This is a genomic window from Helicobacter bilis ATCC 51630, from assembly GCF_000686565.1.
In the GTDB taxonomy this organism is placed as follows: domain Bacteria; phylum Campylobacterota; class Campylobacteria; order Campylobacterales; family Helicobacteraceae; genus Helicobacter_A; species Helicobacter_A bilis.
Window position 1 is genome coordinate 26,132 of the sequence record NZ_JMKW01000007.1, and the last position, 26,521, is coordinate 52,652.

A 26,521-nucleotide genomic window follows, 5' to 3' on the forward strand; every position below is an offset into this window, starting at 1 on the left:
CTATATTTTATTAGCAACCACAAATCTCGCCAAATTAAGCGTACATATCTTTGTTTATAGAAAATATTTTATTGGCACAAACTATATAACATAGTCTTGCTCCTTATTGTGTTTAAATCGCCCTGTGTTCGCATAATCATTGATCGTGCTTTTTGCCCCGCCCACACGATAGCGTGAAGCGATATGACTAGAATCTAGCCTATCGCCCTTGCCAAAAAGTTTATGCCGCAGTGAGCCTTGTGCGTATTCTCTTTTATACACGCCGCGATTTTGAAGCTCTGGCACGATAAATCGCACGACATCTTCAAAGCTCCCGGGCGTTGTCGCATAGGCTAGATTAAAGCCATCAGCATCGCTATATGCGATCACTTCTTGTAAAATATCACAGACTTGCGTAGGTGAGCCTACAAACTTTGGTCCTTGACAGCCTAGCCCTGTGAGTTTTAGCAAATCTTTTAGTCGCCACTCTTTGCCAGATTCTGTTGTGGAGTTACTCAAGGCTTCTACTTGTGCGACTATGGCGTTTGATTTAATGTTGCTTAATGGATCTTCTAAGTCATAGCGGCTTAAATCCACGCCCAGCCAACCAGAATTGATAACCAAAGAGCCTTCCCTGCTAGAGTAAGATAACAAATCGTTATATTTAGCCTGTGCTAGATTCTCATTCTCATCAGTGATTATGGTGGCTAGAATGTAGATTTTGGCACTATATGGGTCGCGTCCGGCTTGTATCAAAGCATCTCGCACTTGTTTGACGGCGATTTTAGCGTATTCCTTTGTGGGCGGGGCGATGAAAATAGCCTCTGCGTGAGTAGCGGCAAACTGCCTACCACGCGTAGAATTCCCCGCTTGAAATAGCACCGGTGTGCGTTGGATACTTGGCTCACACAGATGAATACCCGGCACATCAAAATATTTGCCGTGATGCCCTATGTGATGGATTTTATTTGGATCGGCAAAGTCCCCACTCTCCCTATCTAAAATCACCGCAGAATCTTCCCAACTGCCTTCTAGTAGCTTATAAATCACTTCCATATATTCATCAGCCACATCGTAGCGTTCATTGTGCGGCAGCTCACTTGAGCCCATATTTTTATTGGCACTTGGCAGATAGCCCGTAACGATATTCCAGCCGACCCGCCCCTTTGTGAGATGATCTAGAGTGCTAAGGCGTCTAGCAAAGGGATAGGGATGTTCAAAAGGCACACCAGCGGTTACCCCAAAGCCTATGTGTTTAGTAACTGCCGCACCGATAACGGCAAGTTGAGTAGGGTCATTTACCGGCACTTGCAACGCCGTCTTTAACGCCCCACAATCATTGCCCCCATAAATATCATACACGCCCAAAACATCAGCGATAAACACCGCGTCAAACAGCCCCTTTTCAGCGATTTGTGCGATATTCTGCCAATATTCAATGTCTTTATATTTTAGGGCTTGGTCGTTTGGATACCGCCACAGCCCCGGACTTAAATGCGAAATACAATTCATCTCAAAGGCATTAAAGCTAATTTGTTTTGCTAGTCCCATATTTTTCTCCATATTTAGAATCTTGTGTTGTGATTTATAAATCGCATTATATCAGTAAATTTTTAAAAATACAATATGTAATTTTATTTTTTTTATATTTTTTAAACTTTTTTATAGATAAACTATAATATATAATTATTAAATAGCCATTTTTATAATTAAAATTACATAAAATATACTTTTATACTTATTTTATTGTAATAAATAGTAGGCTATAAAACTCTGCTGATAATACAAAGACATAGAATCTAAATCGATATAAGAGATTCCAGAAACTCGTAACTATGCTATAATCTTGCTTTTAAAAATATGATACGAAAAGTTTAAGTGCAGGGAAATTACATGAAGGTTGGCTATATACATTTTTATGGTTTAGGTGATAATATTTTCGCACTTGAGCCACTTTTTGCATTAAAAGCAATATTTAATTGCGAAGTAATTGTCTTTGGTAATGCGATTATGAAAAATTTATTACTACATTGTGATTTTGTGGATTTCGTGCATGATATACAAGGTGATATTGCAAGTCATATTGATTTATTTAACTCATATAATCTTGATTATGCAATTCTTACAAATTGTAAGCGGTGTTATCTCTATCCCCTGCAAGCAAGCAATGTTAAAACAATTATTACAACTACAAAGATACCAAGTCTCTTTTCCATGCGTTGCAAGACTATCCCAATACATCTTTTACCAAAATATCGCAATATGACACGATATGAGCAGGGTCTAAGCTATGTGCGAAAAATTAATCCAAAGTTATTTGACACAAAAATAAAGACAATCTGTCTTAATAATGCGAAAGTAAAAACTACACAGGAACAAAAAGAAAAGGTAAAATCTTTTATTGCTAACCATGCAAAAACGAGGGGGGGGGGGGGTAATTCTAAACTCATTTTAATTAATCCCTTTAGTCATACAGCCACACATACGCTTCCTTTAGAATCTTACATAGAGATTATAGCCCATATTAGCAATATGCAAAATTGTATCCCGATAGTTGCCACCTATCCACAAATACATGACTATTTTTTAGAAGCACTATCTACATGGAAAAATGAAACTAAGCAAGAAATTTCAAATCTTATTATCTTTCAAAATGATGATGACATATTAAATCTTGCTGCATTGATAGAACAAATGGATTATGTCATTAGCCCAAGCACAGGCACAATACATCTTGCTTCAAATCTAGGTGTGCCAACAATAGGATTATTTTCAGCGTATGATACAAAGAAATGGGGGACAAAGAGTAAGCAATATGTGATTTTACCTTATGAAAAAACGCAAATGAATGAAAATGATATACAACAAGCTATAACACAAACATTGCATATATTGCAAGAAAATATTAAGAATTAATAATAAAATGCAGTTATAGTCTTATTAAAAAAGTTTTAGCATAGAATATACGAGAGAAGGCATAAATTTTTCTAGATTCTTTAAGTCTTTATGCAATTCTACATACAAAAAAGCTTAATAGCAGAATCTAAAATATAGCTTTAATAGCCAAAACAGATTCAATATAAAATAAGATTCAAAGCGACAATAAATCTTTAAAAACTACAAAACAAACCTTAACAACCACACCAAAACACCACAAAATCTCCATAAAGATTCCATATAAAATCATTCAACCGTAACGCTTTTAGCTAGATTTCGTGGCATATCCACATCATTATTAAGCCGCACTGCTATCTCTAATGCTAAAAGCTGCAATACAACCATCATGGAGAAAAACTCTTCCATATAGCTTTCAAATTGCGGAATCTTTACGATATCATCAGCGAGTTCAAAATCAATGGGACTAATCGCACAGATTGTAGAATCTCTTGCAATGAGTTCCTCTACATTGCTTTTATTTTTTTCATATAGTAAATTCTTAGGCATAAGTGCAAGAGTAAATAACTCACTATCAGCAAGGGCTATAGGACCATGCTTCATCTCCCCGCTAGGATAGCCCTCTGCGTGTAGATAGCTAATCTCTTTTAGCTTCAAAGCCCCCTCTAATGCGAGTGGATAGAAAATATCTCTACCGATAAAGAAAAAGCCATGTCCATGCAAATATCGCTTTGATAATCGCTTGATTTTTTCATGTAGATTTTGATTTATATGTGTAGCACTTCTTGCATGTAGCATTGCGCGTGTCTCACTCTTTAAGCCAACAGAATCTATACAGCCCCTTTTGTATCCAAGCAACACTGAAAAGATCCATAGCACCATAACTTGTGTTGCAAACGCCTTTGTGCTTGCCACGCCTTTTTCTGTCCCAGCTCTTGTAAGCAGACAATAATCAGCTAAACGCACCATTGAGCTATTATCCACATTACATATTACAAGCGTTTTTAATCCTTTTTCTTTCGCAAGTTTTAGGGCTTGAAGTGTATCAGCAGTCTCACCACTTTGTGAGATAACGATAAAAAGTTCATCAGATTCTAACATAGGCTTTGCATAGCGAAACTCACTTGCAATATGCGTTGTCGTGCGGACTCTTGCTTTTCTCTCTAAGAGATACTTGCCGACTAATGCACTATGATAGCTTGTCCCACACGCACAAATCGCAATGCTTTTAAAGGCATTAAAAAAGTTAGAATCTAGCTCTTCAAAACACACGCTCCCCTCACTCACTCGCCCCACCATTGTCTCAAGCAAAACGCTTTCTTGCTCATATATCTCTTTTTCCATAAAATAGCGATAGCCATCTTTTTGTGCCTTCTCTTTACTCGCATTAAAGGGCTTTATCTCATATTTTAGCCCCCCTATCTCATCTATACTAATACTTCCAAAGTCCCCATCATCAAGGTAAATCACGCTATCTATAAGCCCTATAAGTGCTGCATCACTACTTGCAAAAAAGACTTCATTAGGATTATTTTTATTAAAGCCGATTAAAAGTGGGGAGTGCTTTTTTGCATAAAAGATTCTATTAGAATCTAGTTTTGTGATAAGCAGAATCGCAAAAGAGCCTTGTAGTCGCTTAATCGTTGCTTCAAAGGCTTCTTGTGGCGAGAGAGTTTGCGTATAAGATTCAAATAAATGCACGATTACTTCTGTATCTGTTTGACTTTGAAAGCACACGCCTTTTGCTTGCAACTCTTCTTTTAATTCCTTATAATTTTCAATGATTCCATTATGGATAATCGCACTTTGTGTGCCACTATGCGGGTGTGCGTTACATTCTGTTGGCTTCCCATGTGTAGCCCAACGCGTATGCCCTATGGCTAGTCCATAGCCATCAAACGACATGCTTTGTAATTTTTCACTCAAATTCTCTAACTTACCCACCGCACGAAAGGACTGAATCTTTTCATTTTGCAAAACCGCCATACCAGCACTATCATACCCACGATACTCTAACTCTTTTAAACCATTTAAAATCACACTTTTTTTATCTCTATCACCGATATATCCAACGATACCACACATTGCTAACTCCCTATAATAATTATTTTTATAATACTACCCAATCTATTTCAACTCTGTTTTAATAGGCTATTGGTTTTAAATGCTTGTGCTGTATGTAATGCAACAATGCCATAAAATCTGGATTTTGCAGAAATTGCAGGTGTTATTATGGTTGTATTTCCAACTCGTTTGATTTTTAGCAACCTTGTTCACAAAGGTTAAACTATCGCGCTTAAGTTTGTATAAAAAACTTATGAAAATAGATCGGTTTTTTGATTATGATAATATGTATATATCATAATTTATACAATCATCAACTACGTCTTGGTTGCTTATTCTGTATTTAACATAATTTTGTCTTTGTGCCAACTTACTCATAATCATACCTTGATTTGTCATACATTGCAAGTAATCTTTGCGGGTCAATATTCTCTTTTATTTTAAATTCTGCAAGAGTATCACAAGTATCCACAAAATCTAAAAATTCCACAACTTTGTGATAGTGTGGGCGATTATTAAAATCATGCACCAAGATTCTTGTATTTGCTTTACAATATATAATACTTGCAAGTATGCAGGCTACTCTAAATCTGCCATCAACAAACACCATACTAAAATCATTGCGATGGGTAAAAATCTGTTTAGAATAGTTAGGGAAACTCTCTCTTTTGTTTAACTCCAAAGGTACACCCCATGCACCAGTTTTACCTATATCAACATGAAAAAATGATAGTCTTTGCGTAGATAAATTTTGTTTTATCATATCCCATTCACTTAAATGTGCCAACCATTTCTTATCAGACTCTACACTTGTAATACGCATATTAGAATGCAAAAGAGCCAAAAAGGTTGAGCCACCGGAACCAAACTCAAGGTATTCACCCCCCCCCCCACGATTTGATTATGCGTTTTAAAAGCGTTTTCTAAATATTCTCGTTCCATAGCAGACATTACTAAAGGAAAGTGCGTGGGGTGCATACTGCCTTTATCCTTTTCTATCATTTGCCTTTGTTTATACGCCTTTCTCTTCTTTCTAAAATAGCTCAACATGGTATCCCTTTTTTCTAAATTTATCAAATCAACCTAAAACTTTTTTACAACACCTCAATATCCGCAGCGATAGCCCCGCTTCGCTTCATAGTTTCTAAGATAGACACAATGCTTTGTGGGCTTGCCCCAAGTCGCTGCAATGCCCTTACTACACTTGCAACAGTTGGTGTTTGCCCGTTGCTACTTAGTGTGTTTGTCTGTGGGTCAAGTGTCATAGAATCTACTTTTGTGCTTTTATCATTTGTATCAAATTCATTAGTAATCTTTAGGGTTAAATCCCCATGAGTAAGCACGATAGGCTGCACGCTGATACCTAAGCCAGATACGATTGTGCCAGACTTCTCATCTATTACTATTTTCTCTCTAGCGGAGTAGGGGATATCTACTTCTTGGACTAAGGCTAGAAACTCAATCATGCTTAAATTATTTGGCTTATTAATCTTAATCGTTCTAGAATCTAGAGCGGTAGCGGAGTTATCCCCAAAGACTTCATTGATCTTATTTTGCACTTTTATAGCGTTTTGAAAGTCTGATTTCTTAAGGCTTAGAGTCGTGCTTGACTGATTTGCAAGATTATAGATAACTTCCTTTTCAATCGTTGCCCCACCATTAATAGTCCCGCTCACAAGGCTATCACCCTTACCCACGCTAATCGCACCTTGTGCTACTGCATAAATCTGCCCATCAACTGCATTTAGCGGTGTCATCACAAGTGTGCCACCTTGCAAGGACTTTGCATCCCCAATGCTAGAAATCTTTATATCGATTCTATCGCCCTGTCTTGCAAATGGCGGTAGGGAAGCGGTTACCATGACTGCCGCGACATTTTTAGACTTAATATCATCGGCAGTAACCTTTACATTCATCGTCTCTAGCATGTTTGCCATAGATTGTGCAGTAAATTTCGACCCGCCCTTATCGCCTGTGCCATTTAGCCCGATAACAATACCATAGCCCATAAGCTGGTTATCCCTCACACCAGCGATATTTGTGAGATCGCCAATCTTTTCAGCCTGCAGCGCCGCAACAAAACATAATGCTAAGATAAGACTTCTAATCATATAAATCCTTTTAATGTAAAAAATCCTTTTGTCATTGTAGCACAAACCTATCCACAATAAACACACTCAAAGCAAAAGCAATACCATAGCTAATAACATTTTACATTAAGCGTATTTTTTGTAAATAAAGCACACATAAAAATAATGTATAATGCAAAGCAAAATACCCAAAAATCAAGGAATACATATATGGATATACGAGCAAAATATATAGAGTTTTTTAAAAGCAAAGGGCATAAGGTTTATGATTCTATGCCTTTAGTGCCAGATGATGCGAGCTTGCTTTTTACCAATGCGGGAATGGTGCAGTTTAAGGATATTTTTACAGGTAAGATTCCAATCCCAAGTCCCAATATCGCTACAAGCTCACAGCTTTGTATCCGTGCGGGTGGGAAGCACAATGACTTAGAGAATGTCGGCTACACAGCGCGTCATCACACGCTTTTTGAAATGCTTGGCAACTTTAGCTTTGGGGCGTATTTTAAAAAAGAAGCTATTGCGTATGCGTGGGAGTTTGTAACTGAAATTTTGGGCTTTGATAAGAGCCTTTTATATGTAACGATTCACGAAAGCGATGATGAAGCTTTTGAGCTGTGGCAGGAGCATATAGAATCTAGTCGCATTAAACGAATGGGCGATAAGGATAACTTCTGGCAAATGGGTGATACAGGACCTTGCGGACCTTGTAGTGAGATATATGTGGATCAAGGGGCAGAGTTTTTTCATAGCGAAGAAGACTATTTTGGCGGTGAGGGGGATAGGTTTTTAGAGATATGGAATCTTGTGTTTATGCAGTATGAGCGTGATTCTAGTGGGGCGTTGAAGCCGCTGCCTAAGCCTAGCATTGATACAGGTATGGGGCTAGAGAGAGTAATAGCACTCAAAGAGGGTGAGATAAATAATTTTGATTCTAGTCTTTTTGCACCCATAATGCAGTGTATTAAGGAGCTTACAGGTAAGAGCTATTACCGCGATAGTGTGTTGCTTAAAAACACGATGGGTTTTGCAAAAGATATAATAGATTCTTGTAAGAAAGACATTGCAAGCTTTAGAGTCATTGCCGACCACGCGCGAGCTGTGGCGTTTCTACTCGCACAAGGGGTAAATTTTGACAAAGAGGGTAGGGGCTATGTGCTTCGTAGAATCTTACGCAGGGCAGTTAGGCACGGCTATTTGTTAGGCTTAAGAAAGGCATTTTTATATGAAGTCGTAGGGGTAGTGTGTGATTCTATGGGCGGACATTATAGCTATTTAAAAGAGCGTAAAAATGCCCTGCAAGAGCAGTGCAAAGCAGAAGAAGAAAGGTTTTTTGAGACGATAGAATCGGGAATGGCGTTGTTTCAAACCGAGCTAGATTCTATGCGGCAAAAGAATGAAAAAAGTTTTAATGGTGAAATAGCCTTTAAACTCTACGACACTTACGGCTTTCCACTTGACTTAACGCAAGATATGCTAAGGGAGCTTGGCTTAAGCATAGATTTGCAGGGCTTTGAAAAATGTATGCAAGAGCAAAAGGATAGAAGCAAAGCACACTGGAGGGGCAGTGGCGATAGTGTCAAGGATGGCGATTTTAACGCACTGTTGAGTGAGTATGGTGAGAATGAGTTTGTAGGCTATGAGTGCATAAGCACAGAATCTAAGATTCTAGCCCTTTTAGATTCTAGCTTTAAAAGAGTGGAATCTTTACAGGCAGGGCAAGAGGGCTGGGTGATGTTGGAATCTACGCCATTCTACCCAGAGTCAGGAGGACCGATTGGGGATAAGGGAGTTTTGCTTGAAAGCAATTCGTCTTTGGGTAATCATTGCACCGATTTCACAAATTTTGAGAGAACCGCAGACCTTATGTCTAGCTCCCCCTCAAAATTTGTGAAAAACAGCACAAGCACCACCGCAAATACTAGAATTGTGGATTCTACCCCTTGTGAGCGTGAGCTAAAATCCACAAGCCTAAAATGCCAAGATTCTAGCGATACAGAATCCCAAGTCGATTCCACAATGGCAGAATCTCGTCCCTCTCGTGGTGCGGAGCTTTGGGAACAAGGTGGCAGTAGTGCCACCGCCAAAGCGGAGCTAGAGAGGGAAGAGCGAGGCACTCCCCTTGATTGCCGAAAAAGCGGAGACTTTTTCGGGGCTAAGGGGAGCGGGGAGGGGATAAACCCCTTTTTGCGACAAGAAAATAATGAAAAAGCTGAATTGCAAAAAGAGACAACGCAGACAGCACAAGTCCTTGATACTCAAAAATACTTTGGGCTAAATCTCTCTAAAGTCGTTGCCACAAGTATGCTAAAAGTGGGGGATCTAGTAAAAGCACAAGTAGATTCTAGTCGCTTTGAAATCATTAAACACCACTCCGCCACGCATTTACTGCATTACGCCTTAAGGCAGATTCTAGGTAGCCATATCGCTCAAGCTGGAAGCCTTGTAGAATCTAATCGCCTGCGTTTTGACTTCTCTCACCCAAAGGCGTTAAGCGTCAATGAGCTAGAGCAAATAGAAGCCCTAGTAAATGAAAAAATCACAGAATCTACCCCACAGATTTGCGAGACTATGGGGATTGCAGAAGCTAAGACAAAGGGGGCTATGGCACTCTTTGGCGAGAAGTATGGGGAGAGCGTGCGTGTGATAACCCTTGGGGATTCTATTGAGCTATGCGGGGGGATTCATATCCAAAATACCGCAGAGATTGGGAGCTTTTATATCGTGCGTGAGAGTAGCGTGAGTAGCGGGGTTAGGCGTATTGAGGCGGTGTGTGGCAAAGCGGCGTATCACTATGGCAAAGCAGCACTAGAATCCATAAAGACTCTAAAAGAGCAGCTAAAAGCCCAAGATGTCTTGCAGGGTGTGGCAAAGCTGCAAAACGCTTTGAAAGAGGCAAGAGATAACGCAAACAAGGCAAAGCAGAGTGTCAAAAGCCTAGATTATGAGGAAGTAAATGGCGTGAAACTCATCGTCCTAAAGCTAGATTCAGTGGAAGCAAAAGAGGCAAAGGACATTATCGATAGGGCGAAAAATGAGAATGAAAAAGTAGCGATTTTGCTTGTAACAGAATCTGGCGGCAAAGTCTCTCTAACCGCTGGAGTAAAGGGCATATCTAGTCTCAAAGCTGGAGTGTGGGTAAAGCAAGTCGCACAAATCTTAGGGGGCAATGGTGGGGGCAGAGATGACTTTGCCACCGCTGGAGGTAAGGTTACAGAATCTAGCAAAGTCCAAGAAGCTCTAGATCTAGCAAAAAACATTGCAAGAGAAAATCTAGGCTAAAGGCAAATGGAGAAGTGGAAAAGCTAGACAAGAAATGAGATTAAAGCAAATTATTTTAATTAAATCACATTATAAAGATAAATGGCAAAGTATAGAAGAGCGTATAGAAGATAGAATAAAAGCAGTAGCTAAGAGCGTTTGGCTACCCTACTACACAAAGACAGAAACTATCAATAGTGGCATAGATCTGCCCTTGCTAAATACCTTAGCAAAAGTGGCGTTAGTGGGAAAAATTACCCAGATATTAAACTTTTTTCTTGCCACAGAAGCACGGCGAAAATCCCCATGATAATATAGAAAATAAAGCACAAAAGGCAAATTAGAAAAGCTTTAACCGCCGACATTGCGGACAGACTTTTTTTAACTTCACTGAAGACCCATCTCCGCTATGAATGCGATAATGAAAGATGCAAGCACCTTGCAAAGTCCAAAAGAGATAAAAAAACTAAAGTTTGGTTCTATAGAAATGTATCTATCAATGCTGTATTTAGATTCTACAAATCTATGATACAGCATTTCTTCTTTAAATGAAAATCGTAAGTAAATACAAGCGGGTATTAAGCATTAACATTCCATTCAGTAGGATGCTTTTAGAATCCGCGGTGTATCATTAAGAATATTTGCTATATTTTTAGCTGAATTATTTTTTAATAAATTCAAACAATCCCGTATTCCCATTATTTTGATATTCTGGTATGGAATCAAGGCAGCTTTGATAAATCTCTAAATGATCTTTTTGCCATTTCATACATTCTATAACATCGAGTGTGCTAATGTAACCCATTTCAAGAATTTGCATTTCATCTAATACATCAATAATGGTTTGCGGTCGATACACTCTGTGTGCGTTAAAACACACTTTATCAATCTGCCCCACAGGCACACTAAAATATAGCTTACCACCGGGTTTTAATACCCTTTGAAAAGCCCTCAAAGCCTTTTCCCAAGCATCTGGTTCGATAGGATCACCATATCGCCCTAATCCAAAATGCTCCACACTACACAATGCAGAAATTGATTCTAAAGAGTTATCAGCAATATTTTCTAAGAGTGTAGCGTTGGCTTGAATATATGAAATGCCGCCTTTTTGATTCAAAAAGTTTGTGTCAAAGTTATTGTCCATCGGTCTAATGTCAATGAGAGTGATTTTCTGTCCTTGTGCAAGCAAATGCGCGATAAAACCAACCACAGACGAGCCAACATCATAGTGCATACTCGGCTTATTTTCTAACACTTTTCGTGCTCCCCAAATATCTTGGATAAAATATGATGAATCCCCTATATCACCATTTTTAGCATACTTGTCATGTCGGCAAATATAATCATGTTTCGGATCGAGTATAAAGCGAGAATCTTTATTTAGTTTGGTGTATAGCTGTTTGTCTCGAGTGATTTCCTCATCGCTCATAAAGGGGTGGTTACCCCCCCCCCCCCATTCTTTGTCAATCATTCTGCGGAAGGGTCGTAATATCTCGCGTTTTATCCTTTGTGGAATTGTTTTTCGTTTCATATGAGAATCTCCAAATTAAATTTGTGCTATTGTAGTAAAATTGTCTAAATGGTGATAGTCTGAGTATAAAATATTTCTTGGATTACCTATTTTTCCAAGCATGTTTAAATTCTCATTTTGATAAAACCATAAAATAAAAAATATTTTAAAATTTCTTAGAATCTATGCTATAATGTGTCTCACATTTTTATTCTAGGAGTTTCATTATGAAAAAGTTTTTAGCAATGGCAGTTATCACAGGTTTAGCAACATTATTTGTTGCATGCGATGACAAAAAGGAAGAAAAAGCACCTGCACAAGCACCAGCAGCACAAGAAGAAGCAAAACCAGCGGAAGCACCAGCTGCTACTGATAATGCAACAGAAGCACAAAATGAGTCTAAAGAAGCTGCAGATGCTACTAGCACAGAAGAAGCAAAACCAGCGGAAGCACCAGCTGCTACTGATAATGCAACAGAAGCACAGGATAAAGCTTCTAAGTAATCTTTCCCATTTTTTTTTGCAACATGATATAAAACGGCATAGGATATTATGCCGTATTTCTCAATACATACTATTTTCTTATCTCTCTCTCTTGATACATTTTTATATTTGTTCTTAGCGTGATTTACATAACCTAGATTGTATTCTATTTTGAGTATTTCGCAATATATGCTTGTAATTACGAAATGTATTGTATGCTTATTTCTGTTTTATTGGTAGAAGCTATGCTTGTTGTGGGTGAGATTTAGATGAAGTCTGCTTTCTAACAATGGTCTAGAATTAATATGGTATCTATATTTTTAATATATTTTTAATTAAATACAAAAATTTCACTTTCAACTATTATGAAACCTTATGAAGTATTAGGGGAGTTTAAAGTAAGAAAATAGGGATATTTTTTAACAAGTTACTTTAAATATTGCTATCAAAGCATATAAAAATTCAAGCATAGCGTAAAAATATAAAGTGGGATATAAAAATATTGAGACACAATTGCGAGTTATGAAATTAAAATCACCAACAATTTCTCAAATTAGCATACAATGGGATTTATTTCTTAAAAACCTTTATATGAATTATTAGCTATCTCTTGCAATGGTATATTCTTAGTTTTGCTAATATGAAAGCCTAAATTTTCCAGATATGAAATAGCATTTTGCTCCATAGTTAATGCACCCCTTAAAAGAGATTCACTAAGACTAAAGGCGGTGTCTTCACCAATTACTTCCGGCACAATACCAATGACATGTACTTGCGGCAAATCACCCATCATTTTTGTTAAATGAAGTGTTTGCAGCATCTCAATTTCATGGGCACTCCCAGCCCAAGTAATACATGATGGAATATTATCAAAACTAAAGCTATATACATCACCAATTTGTGCATTTTCAACGCTCACACAATCAAGTAATAATACATGATCATATTCCACAATGAGTGGAATCAGCATATTTGCTAATGTGCCACCATCAACAAATGTGATAGTATGCTCTTTGCTATCAAAAGTATAATTTACTTTTAAATAGTTGCATAAATGAACGCCAATCCCCTCATCTCCAAAGAGAATATTGCCAATACCAAGCACTAAAACATTCAAAACAAAAATCTCTCTTTATACTCTTTGTTCTTCTGAATAACGGATACCGCTCACCATCGCATCAGCACCGCCGTTTGGATAACGCACGGAATTCCAAATTACAAGATAAATATGCACTGGCACAAATACAATAAATACCCATGTAGCAATATGATGTATCGCTCTAACATTTGCTAATCCACCACATACAGAATCTACCCAGCTAAAACATGCACCCATAATGCCACCCAAACCATCATGATAGACATTTGCATAAAGATTCACACCTGTCAAACAAATAATTAAGGTTACTAATCCTAATACAAAGTATGTAGTAAATTGTAAGGGATTGTATGCGCCTTTAATGTGCGGATGCTTTGCAATAAAAAGGTATGCCCCAACAGTCTTCGCCCAAACAAGTGGATTTAGTAATTGCCAAAACGATGTGCGTTCTGGCTTACTTGATGGTGCAAAAAAGAATAGATACACTCGAAAAATAGAAGCCGCAATCAATACAAATCCAGCCATACAATGAAAAGCTCTGTTGTATGCTTGTAAGAAAATAACTGGCTCACCACTTGCATCAGGCTGTAAGAAAGGATATGCAATATAAAATCCACTTGCTACCAAAAAAACAATCATAAATGCACGCACCCAATGTAAGAATCTAGTCATTGCACCAAATTCTAAATGCTGTTGGATTTCTTTTGCAATACCCGTATCAATCTCTGTTCGTGTTACCATAAAAGCTCCTTAATCCAACTATGCTTTTTAGAATCTTGCAAATGCCGGTTCTACTTTATATTCCCCAAGATCATTACCTTTTGTATCCATTACATGCACAGCACAAGCAATACATGGGTCAAATGAGTGAATATGTCGTATAATCTCTAAAGGCTGTGTTAAGTCTGCAATCTTTGTCCCAATAAGACTCATCTCATAAGGTCCTTTTTGTCCTTTAGAATCTCTTGGTCCTGCATTCCATGTCGAAGGCACAACTGCTTGATAATTTGCTACTTTGCCCTCTTCAATACGCACCCAATGGCTCAACATTCCTCTTGGCACATTACCGATATAGCAACCCTTATAGGACTTGCTATTATCAATAATATAAGGCGCACAAGTCGTAGTATCTACTTTAAGATTCCTTACTAATTCATCAAATGCTTTTAGTCCCTCATCTGCTAATACTTTTGCTTCTAGCCCTCTAGCTGCTGTGCGACCTAGCGTGCTGAATAAATGACTTGTGCTTAAGCCAGTGCGTTTTAAAAACGCATCTACCGCGTTATGCAAGGCTTCATTTTTACCTTTTGCATAGCCTACAATAACCGCTGCTAATGGTCCAACTTCCATAGGCTTACCATCATATCTTGGCGATTTAATCCATGAATATTTAGAATCTGTTTGTAAAAGTTTTGTGCGTTCATTCTTACCACTTAAACCTATGCTTTCACCATCTTTAAAGCCGGTGTAATCCGGTGTTGTTTGTCCATCATAAGGGTGAAGTGCATCTGTTGGCTTGATTGGCTCTCCATTGCTATGCTTACCTTCATATTTATACCAAGAGTTTGTTACTTCCTCTGCGATTAAGTCAAGATTCACATCATGCACTTTGCTTAAATCGCCATCAAGCACATAACCACTATCAAGCAGGTATTCATTATGTCCCACCTGCATTTCTTGGAAACTTAGGAAATTCTTTAGATTACAACCTGCTAAAACACTTGCCTCAGTTGAATACGCCATTCCCGCCATAATTAAATCTGGATAATAAGCACGATTGATAAAGTCTGCTACCATTTCATACTTCGCTTTATATTCAGCAAGTCTTGATGGATCTAAAATATCCATAATGGAAGTAACACCACCAACGGTTAAGCTTTGTGGGTGCGGTTGTTTTGCACCAAAGATAGCCATCATTTTTGCCGCTTCTCTTTGAATTTCAAGCAGTTTTAGATAATGTGATAATACAATAAGGTTTTGTTCTGGACTTAGATGATAGGTTTTATGTCCCCAATATCCATTTGCAAAAGGTCCAAGGGAGCCTTTAGCTGCAAAATCTTTTACCCTTTTTTGCACCATTCTTAATTCATCTTCACCTGCTGAAATTGGAGAATCTGTATATTCAAATGCAAGTTTCGCAGCCTTAGCAGGATCAGCACTTAAAGCACTGATAATATCGCACCAATCAAGCCCATGCAATGTATAAAAATGCACGATATGATCGTGGAAAAATAAGGCTAGATTCATAAGTGTGCGAACAAGCTTTGCATTATATGGAATCTCAATGCCTAAAGCATTCTCAACCGCAGTAATACCTGCCTTATAGTGAGAATAGGTGCAAACACCACAGATTCTTCCTGCAATAAAACCCGCATCTCGCGGATCTCTACCTTTAATAATAGTCTCTAAACCACGCCATAGCGTAGAGCTAGAAAATGCGTCTGTAATCACATTATTATCATCAACAATAACTTCAATCCGCAAATGCCCTTCAATTCTAGTGATAGGATCAACAACAATTCTTTTTGACATATTCTTTCCTTTCGGTGATATTTATAAGATTCTATGATTACAAAACAACTTACTTTGGCTTGATAGCACCAGATAGCATTGCATGTGCGGCGATACCAATAGCTGTTGCACCCAAAATGACCATACCAACCCTATCTGCAGTGTGATCGGCACCAGCACCTCTAAAGGCTGTTTGATAGCGATTCCCAATCGGCACTTCAAATGGCGACATCGTATCCCAGAAATGTGGCTCACTACAGCCTATGCAACCATGTCCTGCACCAATAGGCCAATTTGTATGCGAGTTAAATCGTAATTTTGAGCAGTTATTGAAAGTATAAGGACCTTTACAACCAACCTTATACAAGCAGTAACCATTCTTTGCATTTTCATCGCCAAAGTGTTGCACAAACTCACCTGCATCAAAGCGACCCCTTCTCTCACATAAATCATGGATTCTATGTCCATACGCCCATTTTGGTCTATGGAATGCATCGAGTGCCATATCACCAAACAAAATATGCTGCATAAGTGTGCCTACAATATTTTTTTCATTCGGCGGACAACCCGGAACATTAATAACTTTTTTGTCAATAATATCACTCAAAGGATGCGCATTTGTAGGATTTGGTGCAGCCGCTTGCACTCCACCAAAGCTAGAGCATGTTCCAATGGCAAAAATTGCTGCTGCATGTTTTGCTACATGTCTGCATTCTTCAGCACCAGTCCTGCCAGATGCACCAATGGTAAGGAAATATTCGGTATCTTTTGGAATCCCACCTTCTACCATCACAACATAGCGACCATCATATTTTTTTACCGCATCTTCTAAACTTTTTTCCGCTTGATACCCAGATGCCGCCATGATAGTCTCATGGTATTCCATGCTTACATAATCAAAAATGATAGAATCAATACCCGGATCTTCACTTCTTAATAAACTTTCACTGCAACCTGTGCATTCTGCCATGTGTAACCATATAATAGGCACTCTATCAGCAAGCTCTGCGGCACGAGCTGTAAGAGGTGCAAAAGTAGCAGGCAGCCCAATTGATGCAGTAACAACTGCTGCCCATTTCATAAAATCCCTTCTTTGAATACCTTTTTCTTGTAAGACTTCTTTTAAATCTTTACCGCTTTTTTCTTCTCTTAATGAAGGGAGTTTCGCTAACTTATCTAGTCGTTTTTTAACCTTTTTAAAAAGCGATTGTTTTGTATGGAATGTGAGATTATCACCTTTTGGGTTTTGACTATAATCTAATGCGATATTTGCGGTGTCGTGTGGCATGGAATCTGAGAGCATAGTATCAGTATGCAACATTCCCTGCGTAGTTTCATGTTTGCTCATCATTGTATCCTTAATGAAAAGTTTTGGGAGTTATAGTGTCGTTATTTTACAATAAAATACATATTTTCCTAGATTATGTGCGTATTTATTCCAAAATCAATACATTTATGTAACTGAATGTAACTAAAACTTTGAAAGGCTGTGTTCTGTGTGTATCAATCTGCTTGCATTATGAATTATGAATAGTTTTATTGCTTTTGTTTAGAATCTAGCCTAACATACAAACCGCGTTTTTTTTGCAATGGTGGTAATGTAATGCCAGAATCTTTTAATAAACGCATATTTCTACAAGATTCTATCACGCCATAATCACATGCGATATGAAAAAAATATAGTGCATTTGCAAAATCTTTTTTATAGTTAGCATAGACTACGGCAAGATTAAAACAAGCTTGTGGATACTGCATAGAACACGCTCTAGTAAAAGATTGTAAAGCCGCATGTCCGCCCACATTAGATGATGATCGCATAGACTGCAATACGCCCATATTATAGCAACCTATCACATCAGCATTATTACAAGCAGCATTGTATGCAATTTCTGCTTCATCTATATTGCCACTCATTTGATAAAGTAATCCAAGTAGAGAACAACCCAGCTTTTCATTCGATTGACAAGACTTTTGTAGATAAGGTATTGCTTCTCTATCACTTCCATTTGCACTCAGCGTAGCACCTATAATATGACATACATGTATTTCACATTCATTCACGCTTGGCACACCTTGCTTAAGCAATAGCGAACATGAATCTTTTATCCCATTAGAGCATTGTTGCAATAAAGGCATAATATCTTGTTGCACCCTTTGTGTGTTGTTAGCTTTATATGGCATATACGGGTTTGCAAATGCAACAAATACATTGCAAAAAAATACCACCAAATACCGATACAGCACAGAATCTACCTTTATATACTTAAACTTATTGCGATAGGCACTCATGGCAATAGCATTTACCATTCTTTTTTTTCATATCTACTTGTGTGATATATACGCCACATTTTACACATTGCATGAGATTTATTTCTTTATTTTTACTTGATTTTTTATTGTTCTGCTGCATGTTAAGTAGCACAAGAACAAGCACTGCAATGACAACAATAAGCAATAAATACAGCACAATCTCTCCCTTGAAATACTATTTTATCGCAGTATTATTTTTCATACATGCACGCGTTAGATCGCTAGTAGGCAATAATCTTCTTTTTGCTACATCGCAGACAAAATCTCTTACTTCATCACTTGAGACAACCACATTTCGCCGTTTAGGCTCATTCACACTATATAAAAAGCCCACAAAATGCCCACCTGAATTAAAAAGTGGTAGTCCATGTATGGCGCTATGTTTTTGGATATTCGCAATACTTGCAGATTTGTAAAATAAGGCATTGTTCTCTGTTACAAATGGAAACAATACATTATCCTTACGGCTAAGCACCGTGCTTTTTAGCATTCCCTTATAAATTGGAGTGAAATGATGTAAATTAATTCTTTGATGATAAAAGCTTTCTTCGCGAGTGTTACAATAAATATCTGTGTAGTTTTCAGCCCTAAGTAATGAAAGCTTAGAATCTGTTGCGCGCAAACGAAGCATGGCAAAGCACATAAGCGATTTACTAGAATCATCTTGCATTTTTGCCATAACACTGCGTAAATACGCCCCATCTTCATTCATCAAATCAGCAGCAGCAAGGATATATCCATCTTTTAGTAAGATTCCATAACCCTGCTTTTGCACTCCATTGTCAAATAATGCAGTAAGCAATGCAATAGAATATAAAAAGCTACCTTTTCTAGCCCCAAGTGTAGGCATAGCCCCACTTGCAAGGAAGCCGCCTTGATAGCCTTGTGTGCCTTGCTTATTCTGTGTGACTTTATTTGAATTGCTACTTTTATTCCCACTTTTATTTTGACCGCCTGATTGTGGAATCTTTGTCGTGCCACCATCTATGCAGCCATACAAATCATTGCAATCTCCAAATCCATCAGCATAAAGCGGCGAAACTAACACGCAACAAGACAATACAAAAAACAACATAAAAGACTTAACATGTGAAAAAAGAAGCGACATATCTACTCCAAATTTACTTTTAATCCTAAATTATAACATTAAATCTTGAAATTTACCGGCAAAGTTGCTAGAATCTCAACTTTTGAATCACTGAAATTTAAGGATTTTACAATGGGATTAAAAGAATATAAACTTTTGGCAGACGAGTTACAAACATTGCAATATGCTATCGTTGAAACAAATAAGGGTGTTATGTATATAAAGCTTTTTCCAGAACATGCACCACAAGCAGTAAGTAACTTTGCTACACTTGCTAATAGTGGCTTTTATGATGATTTGAATTTTCATCGCGTGATAGCTGGTTTTATGGCTCAAGGTGGCTGTCCAAAGGGCGATGGCACAGGTGGTCCGGGCTATACTATAAAATGTGAGCTTGAAAATAACCCAACAAAGCATAATCGTGGCACTTTATCTATGGCTCACGCTGGGAGAAATACGGGTGGTAGTCAGTTTTTTATCTGTTTTGCGCCACAACCGCATTTAGATGGCGAACACACCGCCTTTGGTCGTATCCCAGTAAATGAAAAGGTAAGCTATGAAGTTTTAGATTCTCTAAAACAAGGAGATATTATTAAGAGTATCCGCGTAGTTGCTGAATTGCCAAAGGTTTAAACTCTCTTAAACCGCATAAAAGATTCTATCTATTTTTGCTTTTATAGAATCTTGTGAAATAGATATACTTCATTATTGACTTACAATAAGAATATCGACAAGATTCTCTATTCCGATATTCCTATCTACAAATGCAATACTCTCTTTGGGTAATGCGTCTATAGTCTCATTTGTCGCATAGAAGCAATGAAAAAGATTCTCAAATTGCTGAAATATCTCTAAATCATTTGTATCCATAACACGCAAAATAGGGATAATCCCAAGATTATATGCAAAGGCTATGAGTTTATTTATATGTGTTTGTATGCTATGTGTGAGAGAATGATTTCTTATAGAATCTTGTGTGTTCAGGGCTATTTCAGAAGCAATATCATCAATATTAGAATCTAGTAGCATAGGATTAGATTCCAAAGCATGTAAAATCTCACAATATATTTGTAAATGCTTGATATTGAGTATAATCATATCTGCCCCGCTAATAGTAGATTCTAGAATCTGATATTCATCAATAAATACACTTTCATGGACAACAAAAGCAGGGGATAATCGCCGTATCATACTTAAATAGTCCATACTATCCGCACTCTCATTATTTGCGAGTTTATCCAAATCGCTAAATATCACGCAAAAAATCTCTTTATCAAACTCTACGCTATGGTCTAAACGGCTTGTTTGTATGAGTTTAGATAGCTTTTCTGTGTTGGTATATAGGGCTTTTTTGGGTGTATTTGTCTTTAACTTTTCATAGAGATAAGATTTATCTGATAAACGCGGTAAAAAGCAAGTATATGCAAGAGAGCGACCAAGCATATCCTTTGGCATGATTTGTTTTTTATTTGATAAATACTGCATAATATACAGCATTTGCTGATAAGAAATCTCTTGTTTCATACTTTTCCCTTAAGGTTTTATATAAAAGTTTAGAATCTAGTTTTATGATTTTTACATAATTTTAGAAGGTTTAAGATTCTAAAATACGGCTTCTATATCACTTGCACTCACCCATTTGAATTGGATTCTAAAGATTTATAAAAATATTTAATGTGTTATTCTTTTGTTTTTTAAGGCTTTGCTAGATTCTAAAGCCCTTTTTTACGCCCCAGCCTTACCACCTATTCAAAGAGCGGATTCTAAAAAATCTTAGTTTTTGTTATTTAACTCTCTCTTTTGGGATAAATATAAGCGATATAGAATTAACACAATGGCGGGTGTTTTTAGCGGTGAAGCCCTCACCTCTAAAAACATGTCCTAAATGTGCGTTACAATGATTGCATATAATCTCTGTTCGCACTCCATCTCCATCTAGCACTTCTTTTACATTATTTTCAATACTAGAATCAAAGCTAGGCCAACCACAATGTCCGCTAAATTTTGAATCTGAAGTAAATAAAGGCATCTCACACACTTTGCATACATAGATTCCATCTTCAAAAAAGTCATTATACTCCCCGCTAAATGGGGCTTCTGTGCCTTTCTCTAAAAGCACATATTTTTCAAACTCACTTAATGTTTTCATATTTAGCCCTTTATTTTGGGGTATTCACCTTTGAATCATCAATGGTGAAGTCAATAAATTCTGATTTAAATCCATGATTTGCAATGCTATTATAATGCTGTGCTGCGGCGTTGTAATTCTCTGCTTCTTGATATAGCACACCTAAGGCATAGCGACTTTCATAATTCACACTAGAATCCATTTTTGATAATTGTAATAAAAGACTTGCGGCATTCTTGTGTCCAGCCCCAATTGCTGCCACAGCACCTAAATAACGCGTATAGCTATCATCTTCTTTCAAGCCATTAATTAATCTGTCATAAATCGCATAGCTTTCTTCAAAGTTTTGCTGATAGATATTTAAAAGTCCTAAGGCTTGTAGTAAGCCATTTGGATTTTTTGTCTGTGTGCTTAGCTTGTAGTTTAAAAGCTTTTTTTCTCGCTCAAGATTCCCAGTTATAAAGCCCACATAGATATATAGCTCTCGTGCTAGATTTGGTCCATAGAAAACATTGTCTAGATTCATATTATCTTCTCTAAAGAGATACTGCATATTAAGCGATGAATTCTTCACATTTGTGCCATAGTTTCTTGCTAAATCAAGCAGGATATTTGACACAATATCATTTGATTGATAGTATTTTAGCCGCTCAAAACCAGCGACAATATTTTTCGTATCTCTCATGTGTATCGCACTGATTGACTGAAAGGCTAGTGCCATTGCCCTTTTTTCATTCGCTTCAGGGATATATACGCCCATATCAGTTGGGTTATTTACCCATTCTTTGATTTTACTAAATAATACGAGTTGCTCTCTTGGCATTTTGCTATCTGCTATGCTTTGCCCTAGATTCACATTCAAAGTGCTTATATCTTTATAGACAAGTTTGCCTGTAACCATAGCAAAAGCACCTGCTTGCACATCTGTCATATCAAGGTGATAGGCACGCAAAAAGTGCTTATAAGCATTCGCAAAATCGCCAACTTGTGCGTAAATTAGCCCCGCATTATAATGTAATACAGCATGATTTGGATTCTCATCGACATCATGTTTAATCATTGCTAAAGCCCCGCGTAAATCATTCTCATTAATCTTACGCAAGGATTGGGCTATGCTTGTATTAATGTTTGAGATAGTAGCACCTTTGATTAATATCGCATGGCTTTCTTCAAGATTCCCTAAATTGATTTTAGAATCTAGCACACCATCTGAAATAATGCTTAAAGCTTCATTCACATTAAACACACGATAAGGGGCATAATAGAATAGAATCTTACTTGTCAAAAGGTTTGAATGCTCAAAAGTCCTATTCCAAAACTCTTCTTGGGCTAACTGCACATTAAAAACATTTGGAGCAACTCTAGCTTGTATAGGATAGGGGTTTATAATATCATTTTCTTTTTTTTCGCCACCAAACTCATCAATAATCCTTGCTGCTTCGATAAAATCGCCTAATTTTAGATTAATAAGCTGCATAGTCATTTTCGCATGCCAATCATTTGGATATTGTATGAGATAGTTATGCACATGAGCCCTTGCTGCATTGAGACTGCCCTGCCTTGCTAATAGCTGACCTAGTGCAAGTTCATCTTGCTTTTCTGCGACAGCCTTTAAGTTATTATAGGCTTGGACATTGTCGTTAAAAAGGGTATAAAGCTTTGCTGCTAGCCTCTTGCTATCTTTGTCAAAATGCGTATTTGTATCGTGATTAAGCGGTGATAGTGCCTCAAAATACTGCCCTTGATAGTATTGATTGAGAGCATAGGAATAGGCGTATGGCGGGAGATTGCTGATTTGATTAGCATAGGTATTTGCGATATTGATATAGTATTGATACTTATCCATATCGCCTAATCTAAAGGCACTCACTGCTGCATTAATCGCACTTAGTGCTACATCTTCCCCTGCTGAAATAGCCTTATCATAGTATTCTATACTTTTTTGATAGTCTTTTGATTTTGCATTAATCACACCTAAGTTATAGTTTGCAATAGCCTTTGCGTAAGTAGCGATTTGATTAAAAAGCATTAAAGCTTCTTGCTTATCGCCTGTTTTATAGAGCATATCTGCTTTTTGAATCATATTTTCAAGATTCTTATTATCTACAACTGGGGGCTTTGTGGTAACTTCTGGAATGCTTGGTAACACAACGCCACCTTGACTTTCAGCATTACTTCCTTCTTGTATATTAGCCCCACCACTACTGCCGCCTTGATTATTTGCGTTTGTTTGCTGTGTGCTTTGAGTAGCACTCTGCTCTGTTTCAGAATCTTGCTTTGGTTTAAAGGCACTTACAAGTAGCATAACAAGCAATAGCACAAAAAGTAGCAACAGCACTACAAGCAAAATGCGTCTAGTTTTTACCCCTAGCTTCTCATCAATGTTGCGTATAAGCGGAATATCTTTAGCATTATCTCTAGCAAAGTTTTCTAATGGCGTGAAAAATGCCATAATGCCACTTGGCTTTTTCTTCTTTTCTTCAGGTTTAGATTCTGTATTTTCATCAGTGTTATTAGAATCTTTTACTTCATCTGTTGCTAGATCTTCTGCTGCTATATCTTCTGGTTTTTTTTGCTCTTCTGCCATTCCCTAATCCCCAAATAAACTATAGAATCTAAAGATACTTTTCTAATACTTTAGGTATTTGAATGCTACCATCAGCTTGTTGAAAATTCTCCATAATAGCAACAAGAGTCCTACCTACTGCTAAGCTTGAGCCATTTAGCGTATGTGTGAGTGTATTTTTACCTGCCCTTTTGTATCTTATCTTAGCCCTACGCGCTTGAAAATCCGCACAATTTGACACAGAGCTAATCTCACGATAGCAGTTCTGCCCGGGTAGCCATACCTCTAAATCAATGGTATTTGTCGCAGAAAAGCCTATATCGCCACTGCAAAGCTGCACTAGCCTATGTGGTAACTCTAAAGATTCTAAAAGCTTTGATACATTATCTACCATTCTTTGCTGCATAGATTCACTTTGTTCTGGTGTGGTGATTGCCACAAGCTCGACTTTGTCAAACTGATGCTGCCTTATAATGCCACGCGTATCCCTTCCTGCACTACCTGCCTCTTTTCTAAAGCAAGGTGTATATGCCGTCATCATAATGGGTAGCTCACTCTCTGTTAGAATCATATCTTGATAAAGATTAGTGAGAGAAATCTCTGAAGTAGAAATAAGATAGAGATTATGCCCTTTATTAGAATCTTCACTCTCATTTATATCATCATTCATAGATTCTATATGAAACATATCATCAGCAAATTTTGGCAGCTGCCCCGTCCCAAACATAGCCCTTTCATTTACAATAACTGGCACACTGCATACCTCAAAGCCATTTTTATAGTTAAAATCAAGCATATAAGATATTAAAGCATGATTTAGTCTCGCAGCTTCTCCACGCAAAACAGAAAAACGACTTTTAGCAAGTTTTACCCCCGCTTCAAAGTCAATCCATTTATTTTTCTCTGCAAGTTCCCAATGCTCTTTTGGTGTGAAGCTAAACTTTTTTGGCTCTAAAACATGCTTAATCACAACATTATCGTTTTCATCTGTGCCTATGGGCGTATTTTTATCTAAAAGGTTTGGAATCTTAAGTAAAATCTCTTGCAATGCTACTTCTGCTTTGGCTACCTTTGCAACCTCTTCTTGCACCTTTCTTTTTAATGTATCAAGGTTTTCTTTATGACTTTGCAAAAGATTAGAATCTGCCCTCTTTCGCATGAGTTCGCCATATTCTTTTGAGAGTTTATTTTGTTCTGCCTGCATAGATTCTGCTATGTTTTTTTGTTGCTTTAACTTATTTGCATTCTCTTTCAATACATCAAGCATGGCTTTTTCTACATTCCTATTGGCAAGATTCTGTGCTACATAGTCAAAATCTTGTAATAAAAGTTTAACATCAATCATTGAGAAATACCTTTTAGCAACTATGAATATTTATGTATAAAAGAAGCAATTATAACAAAATAATGATATAAAATGTATTGATAAAAGATTTTTTTTGTTAAAATAACAGCAATAAAATAAAAGTTTAGGAGCTTTGTTTTGATAAGCAATATTGATAAAACGACTTCACTCCATTTAAATAATGAAGCACAATTTCTCTGTTTTACCCTAGAAGATACTGAAAATGAGCAAGACATTCAGCTTTATGCGATGAATGTTTTTAAGATACGCGAGATAATCTATTATGATGGGGAGCTAACAGAAACTGCGGGGGAAAATGAGGGCATCGTGCTTGGATTCCTAACTGTTAGAGGGGAGAGCATACCGCTTGTTGATATGCGTAGATGGCTTTACTTTAACGCACAAGACCCAAAGCGAGACTTAAAAGAATACTCTATCCAAAGTCAAAAAAATCTTGTGATTCTATGTAATTTTTCACAATGCACCGTTGGACTTAGAATCTTAAGTGTAAAACGCATTATCCAGCGAAGCTGGGATTCTGTAATTGTAGGTAGTGAATACGGCTTTGATGGGAATAATAAGATTACTGCTACTACAAAATTTGATGATGGTGCGGTAGTGCAAATCATGGATGTTGAACGCATGGTGGTAGATGCTTTCCCATCAGTAGAAATGTCGCATGAATTGCAGCTTGAGGGCTTAAGGGCTATTGAGAGTGATAAGGTTGTATTGTTAGCAGAAGATTCTAAACCTGCACAAAAATCACTTCAAATCATTATGGAGAAACTACAACTTCGCTATTTTACCTTTCCAAATGGCAAAGCATTGCTTGAGTATCTCTACACACCGGGTGTTGCTAAAACCGTTGGGGCAGTCATCACTGACCTTGAAATGCCACTCATTTCAGGCTTTGAAGTCTTAAAGCATATACGTGAGCATGAAGATACAAAGACTATGCCTGTAATTGTGAATTCATCAATGAGTAATGATTCTAATATTGAAAAAGCACAAAGCCTAAAAGCAAACGCCTTTATTACAAAATCAAATCCTGCAGAGATAGAAGACGCCCTGCGTGAAGCCCTTGAGATGTAGATTTGACTATAATTTGAGATAGAAGCATTATGTGTAAAATCTAGATTCTAAAAATCTATTTGTCGTTTTTAGCAAAGCAAAATTTCTCAAAGTTAGTGTTTGTAA

General features: G+C 37.4%; 23 protein-coding genes. 6 read left to right on the top strand and 17 right to left on the bottom strand.

Annotation, left to right across the window (positions count from 1 at the left end; translation table 11 throughout):
* Positions 1-81: 81 nt before the first annotated feature.
* Positions 82-1,530 (bottom strand): LLM class flavin-dependent oxidoreductase, encoded by a 1,449-nt coding sequence (locus T368_RS0102180; protein WP_004087161.1) that lies wholly within the window; start codon positions 1,528-1,530, stop codon positions 82-84.
* Positions 1,531-1,872: 342 nt separating this feature from the next.
* On the opposite strand from T368_RS0102180, the gene T368_RS0102185 reads away from it, so the two are divergent.
* Positions 1,873-2,895: a glycosyltransferase family 9 protein gene (locus T368_RS0102185; protein WP_004087160.1), complete on the top strand. Its 1,023-nt coding sequence runs from the start codon at positions 1,873-1,875 to the stop codon at positions 2,893-2,895.
* 267 nt (positions 2,896-3,162) lie between these two features.
* On the opposite strand, the gene glmS is transcribed toward T368_RS0102185, so the two are convergent.
* From glmS to T368_RS0102205, 4 genes are all read right to left on the bottom strand, one after another.
* Positions 3,163-4,959: a glutamine--fructose-6-phosphate transaminase (isomerizing) gene (gene glmS, locus T368_RS0102190; RefSeq protein ID WP_004087159.1), complete on the bottom strand. Its 1,797-nt coding sequence runs from the start codon at positions 4,957-4,959 to the stop codon at positions 3,163-3,165.
* A gap of 349 nt (positions 4,960-5,308) precedes the next feature.
* The gene (locus T368_RS13030; RefSeq protein WP_004087158.1) at positions 5,309-5,761 is read right to left on the bottom strand and encodes a hypothetical protein; all 453 of its coding nucleotides are present in this window, start codon (positions 5,759-5,761) and stop codon (positions 5,309-5,311) included.
* Complete coding sequence (locus T368_RS0102200) at positions 5,743-5,988, bottom strand: hypothetical protein (protein ID WP_027338265.1); 246 nt, start codon at positions 5,986-5,988, stop codon at positions 5,743-5,745. Before T368_RS0102200 ends, T368_RS13030 begins: the two co-directional genes overlap by 19 nt.
* A 44-nt stretch (positions 5,989-6,032) precedes the next feature.
* Positions 6,033-7,046: a flagellar basal body P-ring protein FlgI gene (locus T368_RS0102205; RefSeq protein WP_372446116.1), complete on the bottom strand. Its 1,014-nt coding sequence runs from the start codon at positions 7,044-7,046 to the stop codon at positions 6,033-6,035.
* A 192-nt stretch (positions 7,047-7,238) separates the two neighbouring features.
* On the opposite strand from T368_RS0102205, the gene alaS reads away from it, so the two are divergent.
* Both alaS and T368_RS0102215 read left to right on the top strand, forming a co-directional pair.
* The gene (gene alaS / locus T368_RS16485; protein WP_004087153.1) at positions 7,239-10,307 is read left to right on the top strand and encodes an alanine--tRNA ligase; all 3,069 of its coding nucleotides are present in this window, start codon (positions 7,239-7,241) and stop codon (positions 10,305-10,307) included.
* Between the two features lie 34 nt (positions 10,308-10,341).
* The gene (locus T368_RS0102215) at positions 10,342-10,596 is read left to right on the top strand and encodes a hypothetical protein (protein WP_004087151.1); all 255 of its coding nucleotides are present in this window, start codon (positions 10,342-10,344) and stop codon (positions 10,594-10,596) included.
* A 351-nt stretch (positions 10,597-10,947) separates the two neighbouring features.
* Here the strand turns inward: T368_RS0102215 and T368_RS0102225 are convergent, their stop codons facing one another.
* On the bottom strand, positions 10,948-11,817 hold the full coding sequence (locus T368_RS0102225; RefSeq protein WP_004087149.1) for a DUF268 domain-containing protein: 870 nt from the start codon (positions 11,815-11,817) through the stop codon (positions 10,948-10,950).
* A 206-nt stretch (positions 11,818-12,023) separates the two neighbouring features.
* On the opposite strand from T368_RS0102225, the gene T368_RS0102230 reads away from it, so the two are divergent.
* Complete coding sequence (locus T368_RS0102230) at positions 12,024-12,299, top strand: hypothetical protein (protein WP_004087146.1); 276 nt, start codon at positions 12,024-12,026, stop codon at positions 12,297-12,299.
* Positions 12,300-12,855: 556 nt separating this feature from the next.
* On the opposite strand, the gene T368_RS0102235 is transcribed toward T368_RS0102230, so the two are convergent.
* The 7 genes from T368_RS0102235 to T368_RS0102265 all read right to left on the bottom strand — a co-directional run bounded on the left by T368_RS0102235 (position 12,856) and on the right by T368_RS0102265 (position 19,306).
* Complete coding sequence (locus T368_RS0102235; protein ID WP_004087144.1) at positions 12,856-13,395, bottom strand: HyaD/HybD family hydrogenase maturation endopeptidase; 540 nt, start codon at positions 13,393-13,395, stop codon at positions 12,856-12,858.
* Positions 13,396-13,410: 15 nt separating this feature from the next.
* On the bottom strand, positions 13,411-14,118 hold the full coding sequence (gene cybH, locus T368_RS0102240) for a Ni/Fe-hydrogenase, b-type cytochrome subunit (protein WP_004087142.1): 708 nt from the start codon (positions 14,116-14,118) through the stop codon (positions 13,411-13,413).
* A 27-nt stretch (positions 14,119-14,145) separates the two neighbouring features.
* Positions 14,146-15,909: a nickel-dependent hydrogenase large subunit gene (locus T368_RS0102245; RefSeq protein ID WP_004087140.1), complete on the bottom strand. Its 1,764-nt coding sequence runs from the start codon at positions 15,907-15,909 to the stop codon at positions 14,146-14,148.
* Between the two features lie 49 nt (positions 15,910-15,958).
* Positions 15,959-17,236: a hydrogenase small subunit gene (locus T368_RS0102250; protein WP_004087138.1), complete on the bottom strand. Its 1,278-nt coding sequence runs from the start codon at positions 17,234-17,236 to the stop codon at positions 15,959-15,961.
* Positions 17,237-17,424: 188 nt separating this feature from the next.
* The gene (locus T368_RS0102255) at positions 17,425-18,195 is read right to left on the bottom strand and encodes a tetratricopeptide repeat protein (RefSeq protein WP_004087136.1); all 771 of its coding nucleotides are present in this window, start codon (positions 18,193-18,195) and stop codon (positions 17,425-17,427) included.
* Entirely contained in the window at positions 18,158-18,355 is a 198-nt protein-coding gene (locus tag T368_RS13035) for a hypothetical protein (protein WP_004087134.1), read from the bottom strand. The genes T368_RS0102255 and T368_RS13035 overlap by 38 nt, the downstream gene beginning before the upstream one ends.
* A gap of 18 nt (positions 18,356-18,373) precedes the next feature.
* A complete protein-coding gene (locus T368_RS0102265) occupies positions 18,374-19,306 on the bottom strand; it encodes a hypothetical protein (protein ID WP_004087132.1) in 933 nt (310 codons plus the stop codon).
* Between the two features lie 111 nt (positions 19,307-19,417).
* On the opposite strand from T368_RS0102265, the gene T368_RS0102270 reads away from it, so the two are divergent.
* Positions 19,418-19,918, top strand: a complete 501-nt coding sequence (locus tag T368_RS0102270) for a peptidylprolyl isomerase (protein WP_004087131.1) — start codon at positions 19,418-19,420, stop codon at positions 19,916-19,918.
* A gap of 72 nt (positions 19,919-19,990) precedes the next feature.
* Here the strand turns inward: T368_RS0102270 and T368_RS0102275 are convergent, their stop codons facing one another.
* The 4 genes from T368_RS0102275 to serS all read right to left on the bottom strand — a co-directional run bounded on the left by T368_RS0102275 (position 19,991) and on the right by serS (position 25,324).
* Positions 19,991-20,809 (bottom strand): hypothetical protein, encoded by an 819-nt coding sequence (locus T368_RS0102275; RefSeq protein ID WP_004087130.1) that lies wholly within the window; start codon positions 20,807-20,809, stop codon positions 19,991-19,993.
* A gap of 259 nt (positions 20,810-21,068) precedes the next feature.
* Positions 21,069-21,434: a methionine-R-sulfoxide reductase gene (locus tag T368_RS0102280; protein ID WP_004087129.1), complete on the bottom strand. Its 366-nt coding sequence runs from the start codon at positions 21,432-21,434 to the stop codon at positions 21,069-21,071.
* A gap of 10 nt (positions 21,435-21,444) precedes the next feature.
* Positions 21,445-24,000, bottom strand: coding sequence for a tetratricopeptide repeat protein (locus tag T368_RS0102285; RefSeq protein ID WP_004087128.1), 2,556 nt, complete (start codon positions 23,998-24,000; stop codon positions 21,445-21,447).
* A gap of 28 nt (positions 24,001-24,028) precedes the next feature.
* Positions 24,029-25,324 (bottom strand): serine--tRNA ligase, encoded by a 1,296-nt coding sequence (serS, locus tag T368_RS0102290; RefSeq protein WP_004087126.1) that lies wholly within the window; start codon positions 25,322-25,324, stop codon positions 24,029-24,031.
* Positions 25,325-25,462: 138 nt separating this feature from the next.
* Between serS and T368_RS0102295 the strand changes: the two genes are divergently transcribed.
* Positions 25,463-26,416 carry a chemotaxis protein gene (locus tag T368_RS0102295; protein WP_004087124.1) on the top strand — a complete coding sequence of 318 codons (954 nt, stop codon included), beginning with the start codon at positions 25,463-25,465 and terminating at the stop codon, positions 26,414-26,416.
* Positions 26,417-26,521 lie beyond the last annotated feature (105 nt).